This window comes from Kutzneria viridogrisea DSM 43870 (assembly GCF_000525635.1).
Lineage (GTDB): Bacteria > Actinomycetota > Actinomycetes > Mycobacteriales > Pseudonocardiaceae > Kutzneria > Kutzneria viridogrisea.
Genome location: NZ_CP007155.1, coordinates 3,029,564 through 3,047,373, shown reverse-complemented (window position 1 = coordinate 3,047,373; position 17,810 = coordinate 3,029,564). Strand labels below are relative to the sequence as shown.

General features: G+C 70.9%; 17 protein-coding genes. 2 read left to right on the top strand and 15 right to left on the bottom strand.

Annotated features, from left to right (window positions below; all coding sequences use genetic code 11):
* Positions 1–42 precede the first annotated feature (42 nt).
* Positions 43–1,422, top strand: coding sequence for an aminobutyraldehyde dehydrogenase (locus tag KALB_RS13695; RefSeq protein WP_025356284.1), 1,380 nt, complete (start codon positions 43–45; stop codon positions 1,420–1,422).
* Between the two features lie 33 nt (positions 1,423–1,455).
* Complete coding sequence (locus KALB_RS13690) at positions 1,456–2,214, top strand: class I SAM-dependent methyltransferase (RefSeq protein ID WP_025356283.1); 759 nt, start codon at positions 1,456–1,458, stop codon at positions 2,212–2,214.
* 140 nt (positions 2,215–2,354) lie between these two features.
* Here KALB_RS13690 and KALB_RS43880 read toward each other — a convergent pair whose 3' ends face one another.
* From KALB_RS43880 to pyrR, 15 genes are all read right to left on the bottom strand, one after another.
* Positions 2,355–3,062: a class I SAM-dependent methyltransferase gene (locus KALB_RS43880; RefSeq protein ID WP_025356282.1), complete on the bottom strand. Its 708-nt coding sequence runs from the start codon at positions 3,060–3,062 to the stop codon at positions 2,355–2,357.
* 53 nt (positions 3,063–3,115) lie between these two features.
* Positions 3,116–4,336: a methionine adenosyltransferase gene (gene metK, locus KALB_RS13680; RefSeq protein ID WP_182838980.1), complete on the bottom strand. Its 1,221-nt coding sequence runs from the start codon at positions 4,334–4,336 to the stop codon at positions 3,116–3,118.
* Between the two features lie 88 nt (positions 4,337–4,424).
* Positions 4,425–5,678 carry a bifunctional phosphopantothenoylcysteine decarboxylase/phosphopantothenate--cysteine ligase CoaBC gene (coaBC, locus tag KALB_RS13675; protein WP_025356280.1) on the bottom strand — a complete coding sequence of 418 codons (1,254 nt, stop codon included), beginning with the start codon at positions 5,676–5,678 and terminating at the stop codon, positions 4,425–4,427.
* Positions 5,675–5,962, bottom strand: a complete 288-nt coding sequence (gene rpoZ / locus KALB_RS13670) for a DNA-directed RNA polymerase subunit omega (protein ID WP_025356279.1) — start codon at positions 5,960–5,962, stop codon at positions 5,675–5,677. The genes coaBC and rpoZ overlap by 4 nt, the downstream gene beginning before the upstream one ends.
* A 30-nt stretch (positions 5,963–5,992) precedes the next feature.
* On the bottom strand, positions 5,993–6,502 hold the full coding sequence (gmk, locus tag KALB_RS13665) for a guanylate kinase (RefSeq protein ID WP_025356278.1): 510 nt from the start codon (positions 6,500–6,502) through the stop codon (positions 5,993–5,995).
* 96 nt (positions 6,503–6,598) lie between these two features.
* Positions 6,599–6,916 carry an integration host factor, actinobacterial type gene (gene mihF / locus KALB_RS13660; RefSeq protein ID WP_025356277.1) on the bottom strand — a complete coding sequence of 106 codons (318 nt, stop codon included), beginning with the start codon at positions 6,914–6,916 and terminating at the stop codon, positions 6,599–6,601.
* 352 nt (positions 6,917–7,268) lie between these two features.
* A complete protein-coding gene (gene pyrF / locus KALB_RS13655) occupies positions 7,269–8,099 on the bottom strand; it encodes an orotidine-5'-phosphate decarboxylase (protein ID WP_025356276.1) in 831 nt (276 codons plus the stop codon).
* On the bottom strand, positions 8,096–11,398 hold the full coding sequence (gene carB / locus KALB_RS13650; protein ID WP_025356275.1) for a carbamoyl-phosphate synthase large subunit: 3,303 nt from the start codon (positions 11,396–11,398) through the stop codon (positions 8,096–8,098). Before carB ends, pyrF begins: the two co-directional genes overlap by 4 nt.
* Positions 11,382–12,005, bottom strand: a complete 624-nt coding sequence (locus tag KALB_RS13645) for a DUF4276 family protein (RefSeq protein ID WP_025356274.1) — start codon at positions 12,003–12,005, stop codon at positions 11,382–11,384. Before KALB_RS13645 ends, carB begins: the two co-directional genes overlap by 17 nt.
* On the bottom strand, positions 12,002–13,198 hold the full coding sequence (locus tag KALB_RS13640) for an AAA family ATPase (RefSeq protein ID WP_025356273.1): 1,197 nt from the start codon (positions 13,196–13,198) through the stop codon (positions 12,002–12,004). Before KALB_RS13640 ends, KALB_RS13645 begins: the two co-directional genes overlap by 4 nt.
* Positions 13,195–14,316: a glutamine-hydrolyzing carbamoyl-phosphate synthase small subunit gene (gene carA, locus KALB_RS13635; RefSeq protein ID WP_025356272.1), complete on the bottom strand. Its 1,122-nt coding sequence runs from the start codon at positions 14,314–14,316 to the stop codon at positions 13,195–13,197. The genes KALB_RS13640 and carA overlap by 4 nt, the downstream gene beginning before the upstream one ends.
* Positions 14,313–14,834 carry a PH-like domain-containing protein gene (locus KALB_RS13630; RefSeq protein ID WP_025356271.1) on the bottom strand — a complete coding sequence of 174 codons (522 nt, stop codon included), beginning with the start codon at positions 14,832–14,834 and terminating at the stop codon, positions 14,313–14,315. The genes carA and KALB_RS13630 overlap by 4 nt, the downstream gene beginning before the upstream one ends.
* Entirely contained in the window at positions 14,831–16,144 is a 1,314-nt protein-coding gene (locus KALB_RS13625) for a dihydroorotase (RefSeq protein ID WP_025356270.1), read from the bottom strand. The genes KALB_RS13630 and KALB_RS13625 overlap by 4 nt, the downstream gene beginning before the upstream one ends.
* Entirely contained in the window at positions 16,141–17,073 is a 933-nt protein-coding gene (locus KALB_RS13620; protein ID WP_025356269.1) for an aspartate carbamoyltransferase catalytic subunit, read from the bottom strand. Before KALB_RS13620 ends, KALB_RS13625 begins: the two co-directional genes overlap by 4 nt.
* Positions 17,070–17,657 carry a bifunctional pyr operon transcriptional regulator/uracil phosphoribosyltransferase PyrR gene (gene pyrR / locus KALB_RS13615; RefSeq protein WP_025356268.1) on the bottom strand — a complete coding sequence of 196 codons (588 nt, stop codon included), beginning with the start codon at positions 17,655–17,657 and terminating at the stop codon, positions 17,070–17,072. Before pyrR ends, KALB_RS13620 begins: the two co-directional genes overlap by 4 nt.
* Positions 17,658–17,810 lie beyond the last annotated feature (153 nt).

The window sequence follows — 17,810 nt, the reverse complement described above, 5'->3', positions numbered from 1 at the left end:
CTACCCTCCGACTTGATCATCAACCTCACTGGAGCGGACCTGATGGTGCACAACGTGATCGATGGCAGGCGACTGTCCGCCGTGGACGGTCGCACCAGCGAGCTGGTGGACCCGGCGACCGGGGCGGTGATCGGATCGGCTCCGTTATCCGGATCGTCCGATGTGGACGACGCGGTGCGGGCGGCGGCGCGGGCCTTCGAGTCCTGGCGCGCGACCACGCCCGGCGGCAGGCAGTCCGCCCTGCTGGGACTGGCCTCGGCCGTGGAGGACCACGCGCAGCGGCTGGCCGAGGTGGAGTGCGCCGAGACGGGCAAGCCCCGGGAAGTGGTGCTGGACGAGGAGATCCCGGCCTGCGCCGACGCGCTACGCTTCTTCGCCGGTGCCGCGCGCACCCTGGAGGGCAGGGCCGCGGGCGAGTTCCTGGCCGGGCACACCTCGGTGGTCCGCCGCGAGCCGCTGGGCGTGTGCGCGCAGATCACCCCGTGGAACTACCCGCTGATGATGGCCGTGTGGAAGATCGCGCCCGCGGTGGCGGCGGGCAACACCACGGTGCTCAAGCCCGCCGACACCACCCCGTCCAGCACCGCGCTGCTGGCCGAACTGGCCAACGAGCACCTGCCCGCGGGCGTGATCAACGTGGTGTGCGGTGACCGGGACACCGGACGCGCGCTGGTGGCACACCCGGTACCCGCGCTGGTGGCGCTCACCGGATCGACCCGGGCCGGTGAGCAGGTCGCGGCGGGCGCCGGGCTCAAGCGCACGCACCTGGAACTGGGCGGCAACGCCCCGGTGCTGGTCTTCGAGGACACCGAGGTGCGGCACGCCGCCGAGCAGATCGTCGCGGCGGCTTTCTACAACGCGGGACAGGACTGCACGGCGGCGTCCCGGGTCCTGGCGCACGAGCGGGTGCACGAGGAGCTGGTCACCGAGCTGACGAAGATCGCCGCGCGGCAGCGCACCGGCCCACTCAACAGCCGGGCACAACTGGACCGGGTGTGCGCGCTGGTGGCCCGCGTGGACGCGACGGCCACCGTGCACTGCGGTGGGCACCGGCTCGGCGAGCGCGGTTTCTTCTACGCGCCAACGGTGATCTCCGGTCTCGACCAGGACGCCGAGATCGTGCGCGAGGAGGTGTTCGCACCGGTGATCACCGTGCAGTCCTTCGACACCGAGCAGCGGGCGCTGGCCATGGCCAACGGGGTGCCACAGGGCCTGGCCGCCTCGGTGTGGACCCGGGACCACGCGCGGGCCATGCGGGTCAGCGCGGAACTGGACTTCGGCTGCGTGTGGATCAACGCGCACGGGGCGCTCACCCCGGAGATGCCGCACGGCGGGTTCAAGTCCTCCGGGCACGGCAAGGACCTGTCCGTGTACGGGCTGGAGGACTACACGCGGGTCAAGCACGTGATGAGCAAGCTCTAGCAAACCGTACGCGCGTACTACTAACTTGGGTGCATGGCCGACTCCGTGACACGCTTCTCCGGCTTCGCCGAGCTCTATGACCGTGTGCGGCCCAGCCCGCCCGCCGAGATCGCCGATCTGCTGCGCGGGTGGATCGCCGCCGAGGACCCCGAGGTGGTGGACCTGGGCGCGGGCACCGGCCTGGCCACCGCGCTGTGGCCGCGCGCGATCGGTGTCGAGCCCTCCGCCGAGATGCGGGCCATCGCCGTGGCGCGCGGCCTGACCGTGCTCGAGGGCACGGCCGAGCGCACCGGTCTGCCTGACGCCTGCGCGGACGTGGTCACGGCGGGGCAGGCCCTGCACTGGTTCGACCCGGACCGCGCCCTGCCCGAGGTCGCCCGGCTGCTGCGGCCCGGCGGCGTGTTCGCCGCCTTCGACTGCGACTGGCCGCCCGCCGTGGACTGGGAGGTCGACCAAGCCTACCGGGAGTTCAACCGGCTGGAGCAGGAGTTGGAGGTGGCGCGCGGCCTGCGCCCGCCCTACGCCGACAAGCCGGACCACCTGGCCCGGCTGCGCGCCAGCGGCCTGTTCCGCCACGTGGCCGAGGTCTGCTTGCACAGCAAGGACTCTGGCGACGTGGAACGCCTGCTCGGTGTCGCCAACAGCCAGGGCGGGGTGGTGGCGCTGCTCGCCGACGGCGCGACCGAACAGGAGATCGGCCTGACCCGCCTGCGCGAGGTGGCGACCCGCCGCATGGGCACCGGCCCCCGCCCCTGGTGGTGGACCTACCGGGTACGCCTGGCCGTGCGCTGAACCACGAACACGCCGTACCGGAACGTCCGACACGCCGTACCGGAAGCGCCGACACGCGCGACAGGACGGGACTCGGCCTCCGCAGAGCGGGACTCACGTGCGGGCCAGCGGGACTCGCGCTCCCCAGGGCGGGACTCGCGCTACTGAGGGCGGGACTCGCCGGGTTTGCGGTAGATCCGGTACGAGACGACTCGCTCGTGGGTGATCGGCGCGTCGGGGTCGAGCCCGGACTCGGTGAGCACCTGGTCGGCCACCGGGCGCAGCACGGTCAGGTCCTGGCCCGGTTGCCAGGCGTAGGTGTGGTTGGCGGCGTCGGTCACGGCCTGCCGGGGTGTGCCGGTCACGTCGAACCGGTACTCCACGACCTCGGGCTCAATGCCCAGTTCGGCGTCGACGGCCTCGACACCACGTGGTTCGTGCACGTGGTGGGCGCCACGCAGGCCGAGCCGCTCCCCCGCGTCGAAGACCTGGTCGCGCAGGCTCGCCAACTGGTTGGCGTAGAGCCGCCCACCGAGGGTCAGGCACAGCGCCCCGCCGGGGACGAGCACGCGCAGGGCCTCGGCCAGGGCGAGCCGCCAGTCGGGCACGTGGTGCAGGACCCGGGCGAGGTGCACGCCGGTCACCGACTCGGCGCCGATGGGCAGCTCGCAGGCCGAACCCAGCACGAAGGGTGCTGCCGGGGCGTGCGGGCCACGCATGTCCACCACGTCGAGCAGCAGCACGGGCACGCCGCGCGCGACCAGCTCGGCGGAGACCGCTCCGGTGCCAATGCCCACATCGAGCACGGGGCCGGGGCCCAGTTCGGCGCGGAGCCGACCGTAGAGCTGGTCCGCGACCTGAACAGGCATCTGCCGCTGGTGGTCGGGACCACCAGCGGCAGATGTCGGTGCGGAACCGGTCCTCACGCGCCAGCGGCGGTCTTCAGGGCGGCGGCGCGGTCGGTGCTCTCCCAGGGCAGGTCCACGTCGGTACGGCCGAAGTGGCCGTACGCCGCGGTCTGCGCGTAGATCGGGCGCAGCAGGTCCAGGTCGCGGATGATCGCGGCCGGACGCAGGTCGAACACCTCGGAGATCGCCTGCTGGATCTTCGTCGGGTCCACCGTCTCGGTGCCGAAGGTCTCCACGAACAGGCCCACCGGTGCGGCCTTGCCGATCGCGTAGGCCACCTGCACCTCAGCACGCGTGGCCAGGCCCGCGGCGACGACGTTCTTGGCCACCCAGCGCATCGCGTACGCGGCCGAGCGGTCCACCTTCGACGGGTCCTTGCCCGAGAACGCGCCACCACCGTGCCGGGACATGCCACCGTAGGTGTCGACGATGATCTTGCGGCCGGTCAGGCCCGCGTCGCCCATCGGACCACCGATGACGAACCGGCCGGTCGGGTTGACCAGCAGCCGCACGTTCTCGGTGTCCAGGGTCAGCTCGGCCAGCTCCGGCAGCACGACCTGCTCGCGCACGTCCACCGCGAGCAGCTTGTCCAGGTCGATGCCCTCGGCGTGCTGCGAGGACACGACCACCGTGTCCAGGCGCACCGGCTGGTCACCGGCGTACTCGATGGTGACCTGGGTCTTGCCGTCCGGGCGCAGGTAGGGCAGCGCACCGTTCTTGCGGACCGCGGTCAGCCGCCGCGACAGGCGGTGCGCCAGCGCGATCGGCAGCGGCATCAGCTCCGGGGTGTCGGTGCAGGCATAGCCGAACATCAGACCCTGGTCACCGGCACCCTGACGGGCGATCTCGTCCTCAGCGGACTCGACCCGGGACTCGTAGGCGGTGTCCACGCCTTGGGCGATGTCCGGGGACTGCGACCCGATGGCCACGTTCACGCCACAGGAGTTGCCGTCGAAGCCCTTGGCCGAGGAGTCGTAGCCGATCTCCAGGATCTTCTCGCGGACGATGGTCGGGATGTCCGCGTAGGCCTCGGTGGTCACCTCACCCGCGACGTGCACCTGACCGGTCGTGATCAGGGTCTCCACCGCAACGCGGCTGCGCGGGTCCTTGGACAGCAGGCCGTCGAGGATCGAATCACTGATCGCGTCGCAGATCTTGTCGGGGTGCCCCTCGGTCACCGACTCCGACGTGAACAGCCTCCGGCTGTGTTGGCTCACGACTCTCCTCGCAACCATCCAGGGCGGGCGTGCGCCGCCCGCTCTTGTACATCAAGTTTTCGCATGTCAAGCCAGCCCCAGGTTTCGGCGTTCACAGTACCTGGGGTCACTCAAGACGAGCGCAAGAATCGAGCAAGGGCAAGATCGCGTTCCACACCGCGACCGCCAGTTGCGTTTTCGAGCCATGTGGGATAGGGGTCTCGGACCCGTCGGCGGCCAGCAGCCAGCCCGCGTTGTCCTCCACCTCGAACGCCTTGCCGTCACCGACCGCGTTGACCACCAGCAGGTCACAGCCCTTGCGGCCCAGTTTGGCACGGCCGTGGTGCAGCACGTCCCCGGTGGCGTCCCCGGTCTCCGCGGCGAAACCCACCACGACCTGACCGGCGGGGCGGGCCCTGACCAGTTCCACCAGGATGTCCGGGTTGGTGGTCAGCTTGATCGGGGCCGGTTCCTGCCCGGACTTCTTGATTTTCGAGTCGGACAGGGCAACCGGCCGAAAATCGGCGACAGCGGCGGCCATCACCACCACGTCGGCCCCCGCGGACTCGGCGTGCATCGCGTCGCGCAGCTCGCGGGCGGAACCGACGCGCAGCACGCGGGCGCCCGCGGGATCCGCCAGGTCGGCGGTGTTGCCCGCGACCAGGGTGACCTCGGCCCCGCGCTGCGCGGCGACCCTGGCCAGCGCGTAGCCCTGCTTGCCCGAGGAGCGGTTGCCCAGGAAGCGCACGGGGTCCAGCGGCTCACGGGTGCCGCCCGCGGAGACCACGACCTTGCGGCCGACCAGGTCACGGGGCAGCGCGGTGGGCTCGGCCAGCAGCAGCCTGGCCAGCTCCACGATCTCGGCGGGCTCGGCGAGGCGGCCCTTGCCGGTGTCGGCACCGGTCAACCGCCCGCTGGCGGGCTCGGCGACCACGGTGCCGCGGGAGCGCAGCGTGGCCACGTTGGCCTGGGTGGCGGCGTGCTCCCACATCTCGGTGTGCATCGCGGGCACCATCAGCACCGGGCAGCGCGCGGTGAGCAGGGTGGCGGTCAGCAGATCGTCGGCGAGGCCGTGCGCGGCCTTGGCCAGCAGGTCCGCCGTGGCGGGCACGACCACGACCAGGTCGGCGGTCTGCCCGATGCGCACGTGCGGGACCTCGGGCACGTCGGCGAACACGCCGGTGGCCACCGGCTGGCCGGACAGCGCCTCGAAGGTGGCCGCGCCGACGAACCGCAGCGCCGCCTCGGTGGGCACCACGCGGACGCGGTGGCCGGATTCGGTGAGCCTGCGCAGCACCTCGCACGCCTTGTAGGCGGCGATGCCACCGCCGACCCCGAGCACGACCCTCGGCCGCGACTCGGGATCGACGTCCTGGCTCACTCGCCCTCGGTGTGCTCGAGCATGCCTGCGTGGATCTCGCGCAGGGCGATGGACAGCGGCTTCTCGCGGGGGCCGGGCTCGACCAGCGGACCCACGTACTCCAGCAGGCCCTCGCCGAGCTGGGCGTAGTAGTCGTTGATCTGGCGAGCGCGCTTGGCCGAGTAGATCACCAGCGCGTACTTCGAGCTGACCTGCTCCAGCAGGTCGTCGATCGGCGGGTTGGTGATGCCCTCCGGGGTGCTGGCGGGCTCCCCGACGGCGGCAAGGTGGGACGGGATGGTCACTCGCAACGCTCCTGCGGATCGGTCGTGGCGTCAGGCACCGGTGTGGGAGCCGACTACCAAGGTTAGCAACTCGCGGGCGGCGGTCCGAACATCGGAGTTCACGACGACCTCGTCGAACTCCTCCTCGGCCGCCAGTTCGCCCTTGGCGACCTCCAGCCGCCGGGCCACCACGGCCGGGTCCTCGGTGCCCCGGCCGGTGAGCCGGACCACCAGCTCCTCCCAGGACGGGGGCATCAGCATCACCAGCTGGGCCTGCGGCATGGCGCTGCGCACCTGCCGCGCGCCCTGCAGCTCGATCTCCAGGATCGCCGGCACGCCCTGGTCCAGGGCCTGCTCGACGGGACCACGCGGGGTGCCGTAGTGGTTGCCCGCGTACTCCGCGTGCTCGAGCAGCTCGCCCTCGGCGACCATGCGCTTGAACTCCTCGAGCGGCACGAAGTGGTAGTGCTGTCCGTCGACCTCGCCGGGCCTGGGCTGCCGGGTGGTCACCGAGACGCTGTAGTACACCTCGGGCCCCAGCTGGCGCAGCTCGGCGAGCACGCTGGACTTGCCGACCCCGGAGGGGCCGGAGACAACGGTGAGGCGGGCCGGGCCGCGTGGCCCGGCCGCCGCTCAGTTCCGGTCACCTGTTCGGTCTCACTCGCCACCGAACTCGGTGAGCAGCGCCTTGCGCTGACGGTCGCCCAGGCCGCGCAGACGACGGCTGGGGGCGATCTCCAGCCGCTCCATGATCTGGGCCGCCCGGACCTTGCCGACGCCCGGCAGGGACTCCAGCAGCGCCGAGACCTTCATCTTGCCCAGTACCTCGTCGCTGTCAGCGGCGATCAGCACGTCCTTCAGGTTGGTACCGCCCCGCTTGAGGCGCTCCTTGAGCTCAGCTCGGGCCCGACGGGCGGCAGCCGCCTTCTCCAGCGCTGCGGCCCGCTGCTCCTCGGTCAGCTGGGGAAGGGCCACGATCTCCTCCGTGGTTTGGTTGTGTAGAAGTGGGATCGGTGCCGCGACCGTACCGACCACGCCACACCGGGGACAACGCGGGGCCGTGCGGTCACCACGCAAACCAATGCGGTGACACCGGACCCACCCGGTTGGGTGTTCCTGGCGTGGAATCGGGAATCGCGACGTGGAGGAAGTACTACCAAGTACCCCCGACAGCCTGATCACCGCCTCCGGTGATGCGGGCTACACAGAGCGTGTGCTATGAGGCACGACATAGCGGTCCAAGATCGTGATTTCTGCACTTCCGGGCGTGCTGACAAGGGGCTTTGGGGACGCAGCGTGTCCCCAAAGCCCCCTGCCTGACACCGGATCAGAGCAACTGCGCGACGGACTCCCCCGTGCGCAGCGCCGCCGCGCGCAGGGCCGCCACATCGGGCCCGTGCCGGAGCACGTCGCGCGAGGAGGCGGGCAGAACGGCGGGCAGCGTGTCGCCGAAAACGGCCCGGAGATCGGCCGCGGTGGCCCCCTGGGCGCCGAAACCAGGCGCCAGGAGGGGCCCGTTGAGCGCCGAGAGGTCGAGACCACTCCGTCCGACGGTAGCGCCGACCACCAGTCCGACCGAGCCGAGCGGTACCGAACCGGCGTTGCGGGCCGCCGCGGCGTCCACTACGGCCTGCGCGGTCGTGCGCCCAGTGGTGTCTACCGCGCGCTGAACGGAGGCACCCTCCGGGTTGGAGGTCAGCGCGAGCACGAAGATCCCGCGCCCGGTCTGCCCGGCCAGGTCCAGTGCCGGGTCCAGCGAGCCGAAGCCCAGGTACGGCGAGACGGTGATCGCGTCGGCGGCCAGCGGGGAGCCCTCGGCCAGGTAGGCCTGGGCGTAGGCGGCCATCGTGGTGCCGATGTCGCCCCGCTTGACGTCCAGCAGGGTCAGCGCCCCGGCCTGGGCCGTCTCGGCCAGCACGCGCTCCAGCACCGCGACGCCGCGCGAGCCGTGCGCCTCGAAGAAGGCCGACTGCGGCTTGACCACGGCGACCTCCCCGGCGAAGGCCTCCACGCAGGTCAGCGCGAACCGCTCCAGCCCGGCCGCGTCCACGGTCAGGCCCCAGTCGGTGAGCAGGCCGGGGTGCGGGTCGATGCCCACGCACAGCGGCCCGCGCTCGGCCACCCGCTCGGTCAGCCTGGCCCCGAACGGCGCCCTCATGCCCGGCCGTCCCGCAGCCGCTCCTGCAGGGACTGCAGGGACCGCACGCCGATGTCCCCGCGGATCAGCGCCTCGATGCCGTGCACGGCGGCGGCGGCACCGGAAACGGTGGTGATGCAGGGGATGTCGCGGGCGACGGCGGCGGTGCGGATTTCGTAGCCATCCACGCGGGGGCCGTGGTTGCCATACGGGGTGTTGATCACCATCTCCACCCGCCCGGCGAGGATCTCGTCCACGATGGTGCCCTCACCCTCGAAATGCTTGCGGACCACCGTGCACGCGATCCCGTTACGCCGCAGCACCTCCGCGGTGCCCGAGGTCGCCAACACCTCGAACCCCAGATCCGCCAACCGTTTCACCGGGAACACCATCGCCCGCTTGTCCCGGTTGGCCACCGACACGAACACCCGCCCACTGGTGGGCAGCGACCCGTAGGAGGCGGTCTGGGACTTGGCGAAGGCCTGCCCGAAGGAGAAATCGATGCCCATCACCTCGCCGGTGGACTTCATCTCCGGCCCCAACAACGAGTCCACGCCGTGGCCCTCGGGGGTGCGGAACCGGTGGAAGGGCAACACCGCCTCCTTCACCGCCACCGGGGAATCCGCCGGCAGATCCGCCCCATCGCCGGCGGGCAGCAGACCCTCCGCGCGCAGCTCGGCGATGCTGGCACCCAACGCGATCCGCGCCGCCGCCTTGGCCAACGGCACCGCGGTGGCCTTGGACACGAACGGCACCGTGCGCGACGCCCGCGGGTTGGCCTCCAACACATACAGCACGTCGTCCTTGAGGGCGTACTGCACATTGAGCAGCCCGCGGACCCCGATGCCGTGCGCGATGGCCTCCGTACTCCGGCGGACGGCGTCGAGGTCGGTGCGGCCCAGGGTGATCGGGGGCAGGGCGCAGGAGGAGTCCCCGGAGTGGATCCCGGCCTCCTCGATATGCTCCATCACCCCACCCAAAAACACCTCCGTGCCGTCGCACAGGGCGTCGACGTCGATCTCGATGGCGTCATCGAGGAACCGGTCCACCAGCACCGGGTGTTCCGGGGAGACCTCGGTGGCCCGCGCGATGTACCCGGCCAGGCTGGCCTCGTCGTAGACGATCTCCATGCCGCGCCCGCCCAGCACGTAGGAGGGCCGCACCAGCACCGGGTACCCGATCTCATCGGCGATCCGCTTCGCCCCGGCGAAGGAGGTCGCGGTGCCGTACTTCGGCGCGGGCAACCCCGCGCTGGTGAGCAGGTCCCCGAACGCCCCCCGGTCCTCGGCCAGGTGGATGGCCTCCGGGCTGGTGCCCACCACCGGGACTCCGGCGTCGGCCAGGCGCTGCGCCAGGCCCAGGGGGGTCTGTCCGCCCAACTGGACGATGACCCCGGCGACGGTGCCGGACTGGCGTTCGGCGTGGACGACTTCCAGGACGTCCTCGAAGGTCAACGGCTCGAAATACAGGCGGTCGGAGGTGTCGTAGTCGGTGGACACGGTCTCCGGGTTGCAGTTGACCATCACCGTCTCATAGCCCGCGCGCCGCAACTCCATCGCCGCGTGCACACAGGAGTAGTCGAACTCGATGCCCTGCCCGATCCGGTTGGGGCCCGAGCCCAGGATCAGCACCTTGGGCCGCTCCCGCTGCACGCTGACCTCCGACTCCGCCGCCGGGTCGGACTCGTAGGCCGAGTAGTGGTACGGGGTGTGGGCGGCGAACTCGGCGGCGCAGGTGTCCACGGTCTTGAACACCGGCCGCACCCCCAGCCGGTGGCGCAGGGTGCGGACCCCGTCCTCCCCGGCCAGCTCCGGGCGCAACGCCGCGATCTGCGGATCCGACAACCCCGCCCGCTTCGCCCGCCGCAACAGGGCCTCATCCAGCACCGGGGCGCCGACCAGTTCCGCGCGCAACTCCACCAGGGCGGCGATCTGGTCGATGAACCAGGGGTCGATGCCGGAGGCCTCGTGCACCTGCTGCACGGTGGCGCCCAGGCGTAGGGCCCGCTCCACGGTGTACAGGCGGCCGTCGTGCCCGGTGCGCAGGGCCTCCAGGGTGCCCGCGAGGGTGGTGGTGTCGGGGTCGGGGCGGGTCCAGAACCCGGTCGCCTTCGTTTCCATCGACCGCAGCGCCTTGTTCAGCGCCTCGCTGAAGTTCCGGCCGATCGACATCGCCTCGCCCACCGATTTCATGGTGGTGGTCAGGGTGGGGTCGGCGCCGGGGAACTTCTCGAACGCGAACCGCGGGACCTTGACCACCACATAGTCCAGGGTCGGCTCGAAACTGGCCGGGGTCTGGCCGGTGATGTCGTTGCGGATCTCGTCCAGGGTGTAGCCGATGGCCAGCTTCGCGGCGATCTTGGCGATCGGGAACCCCGTCGCCTTCGACGCCAACGCCGAGGAGCGGGAGACGCGGGGGTTCATCTCGATGACGACCATCCGCCCGGTCTGCGGGTGGAACGCGAACTGGATGTTACAGCCCCCGGTATCCACCCCCACCGCGCGAATGACCTGGATACCGACATCGCGCATGTGCTGGAACTCGCGGTCGGTCAGGGTCATCGCCGGGGCCACGGTCACCGAGTCCCCGGTATGCACCCCCATCGGGTCGATGTTCTCGATCGAGCAGATCACGACCACGTTGTCGTTGCGGTCGCGCATCAGCTCGAGTTCGTACTCCTTCCACCCCAGCACGCTCTCCTCGATCAACACCTCGGTGACCGGGGACTCGGCCAGGCCCACCGAGGCCAGCCGCTCCAACTCCTCCGGGGTGTGGGCCATCCCGGAGCCCAGGCCGCCCATGGTGAACGAGGGCCGGATCACCACCGGCAGGCCCAGTTCGGCGACGGTGGCCCGGACCTCCTCCATGGACTTACAGACCGAGGAGCGGGGGACCTCGGCGCCGATCGAGCGGACGATGTCCTTGAACAGTTGCCGGTCCTCACCCCGCTGGATCGCGTCGATGTCCGCGCCGATCAGCTCGACGGCGTACTTGTCCAGCACCCCGCGCTCGTGCAGGGCCACCGCGGTGTTCAACGCGGTCTGCCCGCCCAGGGTCGCCAGGATCGCGTCCGGGCGCTCCGCGGCGATGACCTTCTCCACGAACTCCGGGGTGATCGGTTCGATGTAGGTGGCGTCGGCGAACTCCGGGTCGGTCATGATCGTGGCCGGGTTGGAGTTGACCAGCGATACCCGCAGGCCCTCCTCCCGTAGCACCCGGCAGGCCTGGGTGCCCGAGTAGTCGAACTCACACGCCTGCCCGATCACGATCGGCCCCGAGCCGATCACCAGCACGTGCGCGATATCAGTCCTCTTGGGCATGGGATCCCTCACTTACCAGGCGACGGAGCCCGTCGCGGAAAACCTGAAAACTCTTGGAGCGGTTGGACTCGACGTCCATGTGCTCGGCGATGTCAGTGGCAGCCCGGACCTTGGCGAGCTTGCGCGGGTGGTAGCCACTGGACTGCAGGAGGTGCTCCAGTGCCTTGGACGCCTTGCCGGGAATCTCCTCCGGATCGCGGTACTTCACCTGTCCGGCCAGGTCCCGTGACACCCTGGGGTAGGCGGCGCACAGGGCGGGCACGTCGCCGAAGAACCAGGCCTCCAGCTCGTCCACGACGATCCGCTTGAGCACGACGTGCTGTGGCAATCCCGCTTCGGCCGCGCAGTCGGCAAGCACCTGCTTGAGCTCGACGCAGTTGTCGTCGTCGCGGTCGACGAGGACGACGATCCTGATCTCCTCCCAAGACATCCTGATCGCGAGACCGCGGAAGACACCCGGCAACCGCTTGAGCAGGTCGGGCTTACCCCGGAAGTCCTGGACCGAGAAGGACGTTCCCGGCACGATCCTGGGAACGAGGACGTCCAGGGCCACTTTGGCCGACGGCTCCTCGACCAGGATCGCCAGGGCGACAGCGAGATGGCTCACCGCGGTCGCCCGGACCTGGTCAGGGGGTCGCCGAGCCCGAAGAACCCTTCCGTCCACAGGCTTCCGAGCAGTCCGCCCGCCTCCACCATCGCCATGAGTTCGGGCAGGTCGGCGGCACGGCGAGCCTGCGTGTACCCCTGCTCGTCGCGATAGAACACCCAGACCTCCTCCGGCCGCAGCGCGTCCACGAAGTAGGACGAGTGCGTGGCGACGAGGACCTGACCGGGCTGGTCCGACAACCTGAGGTCCTCGGCCAACCTGTAGTGGACCTGGGGGTGGACGTGGTTCTCCGGCTCCTCCAGCAACAGGACCCAGGCCTCGCTGTGCACTGCCACCAGGTAGCCGAGCAGCTTGAGCGTGCCGTCCGAGACGTGCTCGGGCAGGATCGGCTGGTCCACGCCGTACTCGCTGACCAGCACGATCCACCGCCCGTCACCGAGCCGCTCAGGGATGACGTCCCGCAGCGTCGGGACGTAGCGCCGCAGGGAACGCAGGATGGACTCCCACACTTCCGGTCGGCGTGTCTGCAAGCGCTGGACCACGCTCGCGAGGTTGTCCCCGCTCGAGGACAACACCTCGGGAGTGCGACTGGGCGTGCTGACGCGGATCCGCTCGACATCGGGGCTGGACACCTGCAACCGGGCGACGCGGTGACTGAGGCCGACAGCACTCCGGTACCGGGCGAGCTGACCGAGTGCGGCCGCGGCCAGCACCGCCGGCCCGCCCAGCACCATGTGCTCGATATCCTCGGCGGGTTCCTCGGTGTCCACTGCCTCGGCGAGCACGTGGCCGTCGCCCCGGGTGAAGTCGAGCCACACGGTGCCCTCAGTGGAGACCAGCGTCTCCCGCACCACAACGGGCGAGCCCTCTTCCTCATCAACGTCGATCCTGTAGACGAAGGACTCCTCGCGCCCCGAGTCACGGTAACCGAGCTCGATGCTGATCGGCTCTTCGGCTCCCCTGGTGCGCAACTCCGCGATTCCGCCACGTCGCCCCAACGCCTCGGCCAAGCCCTTGGTGAACGCCTCTTGGAGGAACGCGAGGGCGTCGAACACCGTGGACTTGCCACTGCCGTTCGGGCCGAGCAACGCGGTCACCGGGGTCAGCCCGCCAAGGGTGAGGTCCTTGAGAGCCCGGTAGTTGCGTATCCGCAGGTGCTCGATCTGCCGGAGGTCGGGAGCCGGTCCGGTCATCGAGCCTGCTCCATCAGGGTCACGAACTCATCGAACAGCGGGGCGGCGTCGTGCGGGCCCGCGGCCGCCTCGGGGTGGTACTGCACGGAGAAGGCGGGCACTTCCTGGCAGCGCAGGCCCTCCACGGTGTTGTCGTTGGGGCAGTAGTGGCTGACCACCGCGGACCCGTAGGGGGTGTCGAACACCTCACCGGGCTCGCCCTCCAGAGCGAAGCCATGGTTCTGCGCCGTGATCGCCACCTTGCCGGTAGCGGTGTCGATCACCGGGATGTTGATACCCCGATGCCCGTACCGCATCTTGTAGGTCTCCCGGCCCAACGCACGCCCGAGGATCTGGTTGCCGAAACAGATCCCGAACAACGGCAACCGCCGCTCCAGCACCTGCCGGGTCACCGCCACGGCGTGGTCCATGGTCGCCGGGTCACCGGGACCGTTGGACAGGAACACCCCGTCCGGGGACACCGCGAGCAGATCCTCCACAGTGGACTTCAGCGGCAGCACGTGCACCTCGATACCCCGGGCGGCCATCAACCGAGGCGTGTTCGCCTTGATCCCCAGGTCCAGCGCCGCCACCCGGAACCGGCGCTCCCCGACGGCGGGGATCACGTAGGGCTCGGGGGTGGTGACGTCCCCGGCCAGGTCCGCCCCGGCCATCTGGGGGCTGGCCTGCACCCGCCCCACCATGGTGTCCACATCGGACAACTCAGCGCCGGAGAAGACGCCTGAGCGCATGGCGCCGCGCTCGCGCAGGTGCCGGGTCAGGGTACGGGTGTCCACCCCGCTGATGCCCACCACGCCCTGGCGCTCCAACTCGGAGTCCAGCGAGCGCCGCGACCGCCAGTTCGAGGGCACCCGCGCGGGGTCACGCACCACATAGCCGGAGACCCAGATCCGCGCGGACTCGTCATCCTCGTCGTTCCACCCGGTGTTCCCGATCTGCGGCGCGGTCGCCACCACGATCTGCCGGTGATAGGACGGATCAGTCAACGTCTCCTGATACCCGGTCATACCGGTACAGAACACCGCCTCACCCACCGTGGCACCGACAGCCCCATACGCCTCACCACGAAAGACCCTGCCGTCCTCCAGTACCAATGCAGCCTGCTCGCGCACGCTCATCGCGCGCCACCTCCCACACCCGGATTGCCAGCGAGCTGCCGGAGCGCGGCAACCCACTGCTCGTACACGTCCTTGTCGTCACCGCGGAAACCGCTGTCGAGCACTGTGCCGTCCAGTTCCCACCGGACGATCAGCAGGCCGTCACCGCTGAACATGACCTTGCCCGCGAGGCCCTGCCCCACGTTGGCCTCGCGCACCGCGTCCACCGGGACCCACACCGGCTCGGCGCCGACCCGGTCGAACAGCAGGCCCTGCGGGTACAGCCGCAGCGTGGCCTCGGACCGGAAGCCCAGGTCGCCGACGGCCACGCGGTCCTGCCAGCTGGCGTCGGTCACCGTGCTGACGTACACCCCGGTCGCCGCGGGCAGCAGTTCCTCGCCGAGGTCGGCGGGCACGGGCGGGAAGCTCGGCAGCACCGCGGCCTGGTGGCGGGCACGGTTGCGGTAGCCCCACCACATCCCGAACACGCACAGCGCGAAGAACACGAACACCGCGAGCACCAGCAGCGCCCTGATCACGACTGCACCTTCCCCTCGGTCACGGTGACCCGCCCGCGCAGCATGGTGGTGTGCACCACGGCGGGCAACTCCATGCCCTCGAACGGGGTGTTGCCGGAGATGCTGGCCAGCTCCGCGCCGCGCACCACCCAGTGCGCCCTCGGGTCGACCAGTACCAGCGTGGCCGGTTCGCCCACGGCCAGCGGGCGGCCCTGGTCGGGCAGCCCAGCGATCTCGGCGGGCCGCTCGCTCATCACCCTGGCCACGCCGCGCCAGTCCAGCAGCCCGGGCCGCACCAGGGTCTTGACCACAATGGACAGCGCGGTCTGCAGACCGAGCATGCCGGGCCGGGCCGCGGACCACTCGCAGTCCTTGTCCTGCACGGCGTGTGGCGCGTGGTCGGTGGCCACACAGTCCAGCACGCCCTCGGCCAGCGCCTCGCGCAGCACCTGCACGTCGGACTCGGTGCGCAGCGGCGGGTTGACCTTGTTGACCGGGTCGTAGCCCTCCAGCCGCTCGTCGGTGAGCAGCAGGTGGTGCGGGGTCACCTCGGCGGAGACCTTGGTGCCGCGCGCCTTGGCCCAGCGCAGCACGTCCACGGTGCCCGAGGTGGACACGTGGCAGACGTGCAGCCGGGCGTCGACCTGCTTGGCCAGCAGGCAGTCCCGGGCCACGATCGACTCCTCGGCGGCGGCGGGCCACCCGGCCAGGCCCAGGCGGGCGGCGCGCTCCCCCTCGTGCGCCTGGGCGCCCACGGTCAGCCGGGGCTCCTCGGCGTGCTGGGCGATCACGGCGTCCAGCGAGCGGGTGTACTCCAGGGCGCGGCGCATGATCAGCGGGTCGGCCACGCACAGGCCGTCGTCGGAGAACACGCGCACCCCGGCCTTGCTGGCGGCCATGGTGCCCAGCTCGGCGAGCTTCTCGCCCTTGAGGCCGACCGTCACCGCGCCCACCGGGTGCACGTCGACCAGGCCGACCTCGCGGCCCCGGCGCCACACGTGCTCCACGACCACGGCGTTGTCGGCGACCGGGTCGGTGTTGGCCATGGCGAACACGGCCGTGTAGCCGCCCAGCGCGGCGGCGGCCGAGCCGGTGGCGATGGTCTCGGTGTCCTCGCGGCCCGGCTCGCGCAGGTGCGTGTGCAGGTCCACGAAGCCGGGCAGGGCGACCAGCCCGTCGGCGTCGAGGACCCGGACCCCGTCGAGGTCCTGGGTGCTCGCGGCGTCCAGCCACTGTCCGATCTCGACGATGACCCCGTCGCGGACCAGCACGTCGACGGGATCACCCTCGCCGTAGAGCCGGACGGCCTTGATCAGCAGCGGGCTGTTCACGCCGCTTCCTCCTCTCCCGCAAGCAGGTGGTACAGCACGGCCATGCGGACGTGCACCCCGTTGCGGACCTGGTCGGTGATGGCGGCACGCGGGGAGTCGGCCACCGCGGAGGCGATCTCCATGCCGCGCAGCATGGGCCCCGGGTGCAGCACGACGGCGTGCTCTGGCAGCAGGGCGAGCCTGCGTTCGTTGAGGCCGTAGGCGATCGAGTACTCGCGCGCCGACGGGAAGAAACCGCCGTGCATGCGCTCGGCCTGGACGCGCAGCAGCATCACCGCGTCCAGCGCGGGCAGCTCGGAGTCCAGGTCGTGCGACACCGTGACGGGCCAGCTGTGCACCCCGGTGGGCAGCAGGGTCGGCGGGGCCACCAGCACCACCTCGGCGCCCAGCGCGGCCAGCAGGTGCACGTTGGAGCGCGCGACCCGGCTGTGCAGCACGTCCCCGACGATGGCGATGCGGCGCCCGGAGATCTCCCCGAGCCGCTCCCGCAGGGTCGCCGCGTCCAGCAGGGCCTGGGTCGGGTGCTCGTGCGTGCCGTCCCCGGCGTTGACCACGGCGGTGCCGGTGCCCTCCAGCCAGCTCGCCAGCCGGTGCGCCGCGCCCGAGGCGGGGTGCCGCACGATCACCAGGTCGGCCCCGGCCGCGGACAGGGTCAGCGCGGTGTCGCGCAGGGACTCGCCCTTGTTCACCGAGGAGCCGCCCGCCGAGACGTTGATGACGTCGGCGCTCATCCACTTGCCCGCGACCTCGAAGGACACGCGGGTGCGGGTGGAGTTCTCGTAGAACAGGGTGACCACGGTCCGCCCGCGCAACGTGGGCAGCTTGCGGACCTCGCGGCCCAGCAGCGTGCGCTTGAGCGTGTCGGCGGTGTCCAGCACCGCCGTGGCGGTGGCCGGATCCAGGCCGTCTGTGGACAGCAGATGTTTCACGAACTTGCTCCCCGTCGCAGGAACACGCCGTCCCTGCCGTCGAGTTCGGACAGGCTCACGGCGACGTCCTCGCTGCGGGCGGTGGGCACGTTCTTGCCCACGTAGTCCGCGCGGATGGGCAGTTCCCGGTGACCCCGGTCGACCAGCACCGCGAGCTGCACGGCGCTGGGACGGCCCGCGTCGCGCAGGGCGTCGAGGGCGGCGCGGATGGTCCGGCCGGAGAACAGCACGTCGTCGACCAGCACCACGAGGCTGTCGTCGATGCCACCCTCGGGCAGGGTGGTGGACTCCAGCGGGCGGTTGGGCCTGCGCCGCAGGTCGTCGCGGTAGAGGGTCACGTCGAGGGAACCGACACCAACCCGCACGCCGGAGAACTCGGCGATCCGGTCGGCGAGGCGGTGTGCCAGCGGGGTCCCCCTGCTGGGAATACCCAGCAGCACGACCGAGCGGCCTGCCGGGCCGTCCAGTGCGGTCTTCTCGATGACCTGATGGGCCATTCGGGCGATCGTGCGCGCGACGTCACCGGCTGAGAGCAGCTCGCGCTCGTCAGCCGGGTCCGCCGCGCCGCGAACACGCGGCGCCACGGTGGACCTCCTTCCCCGCCTCACCGGACGGGTCCTTAAAGGACGTCGTGTCAGCCCGGCGTTTGCCGAGCTCGGCGGCTACGCTACCAGCCACGCTCTGTAGCCCTTCCGGGTGGTAAGGCACTCCTCCCCCGCATGACGCAGTGACATCAG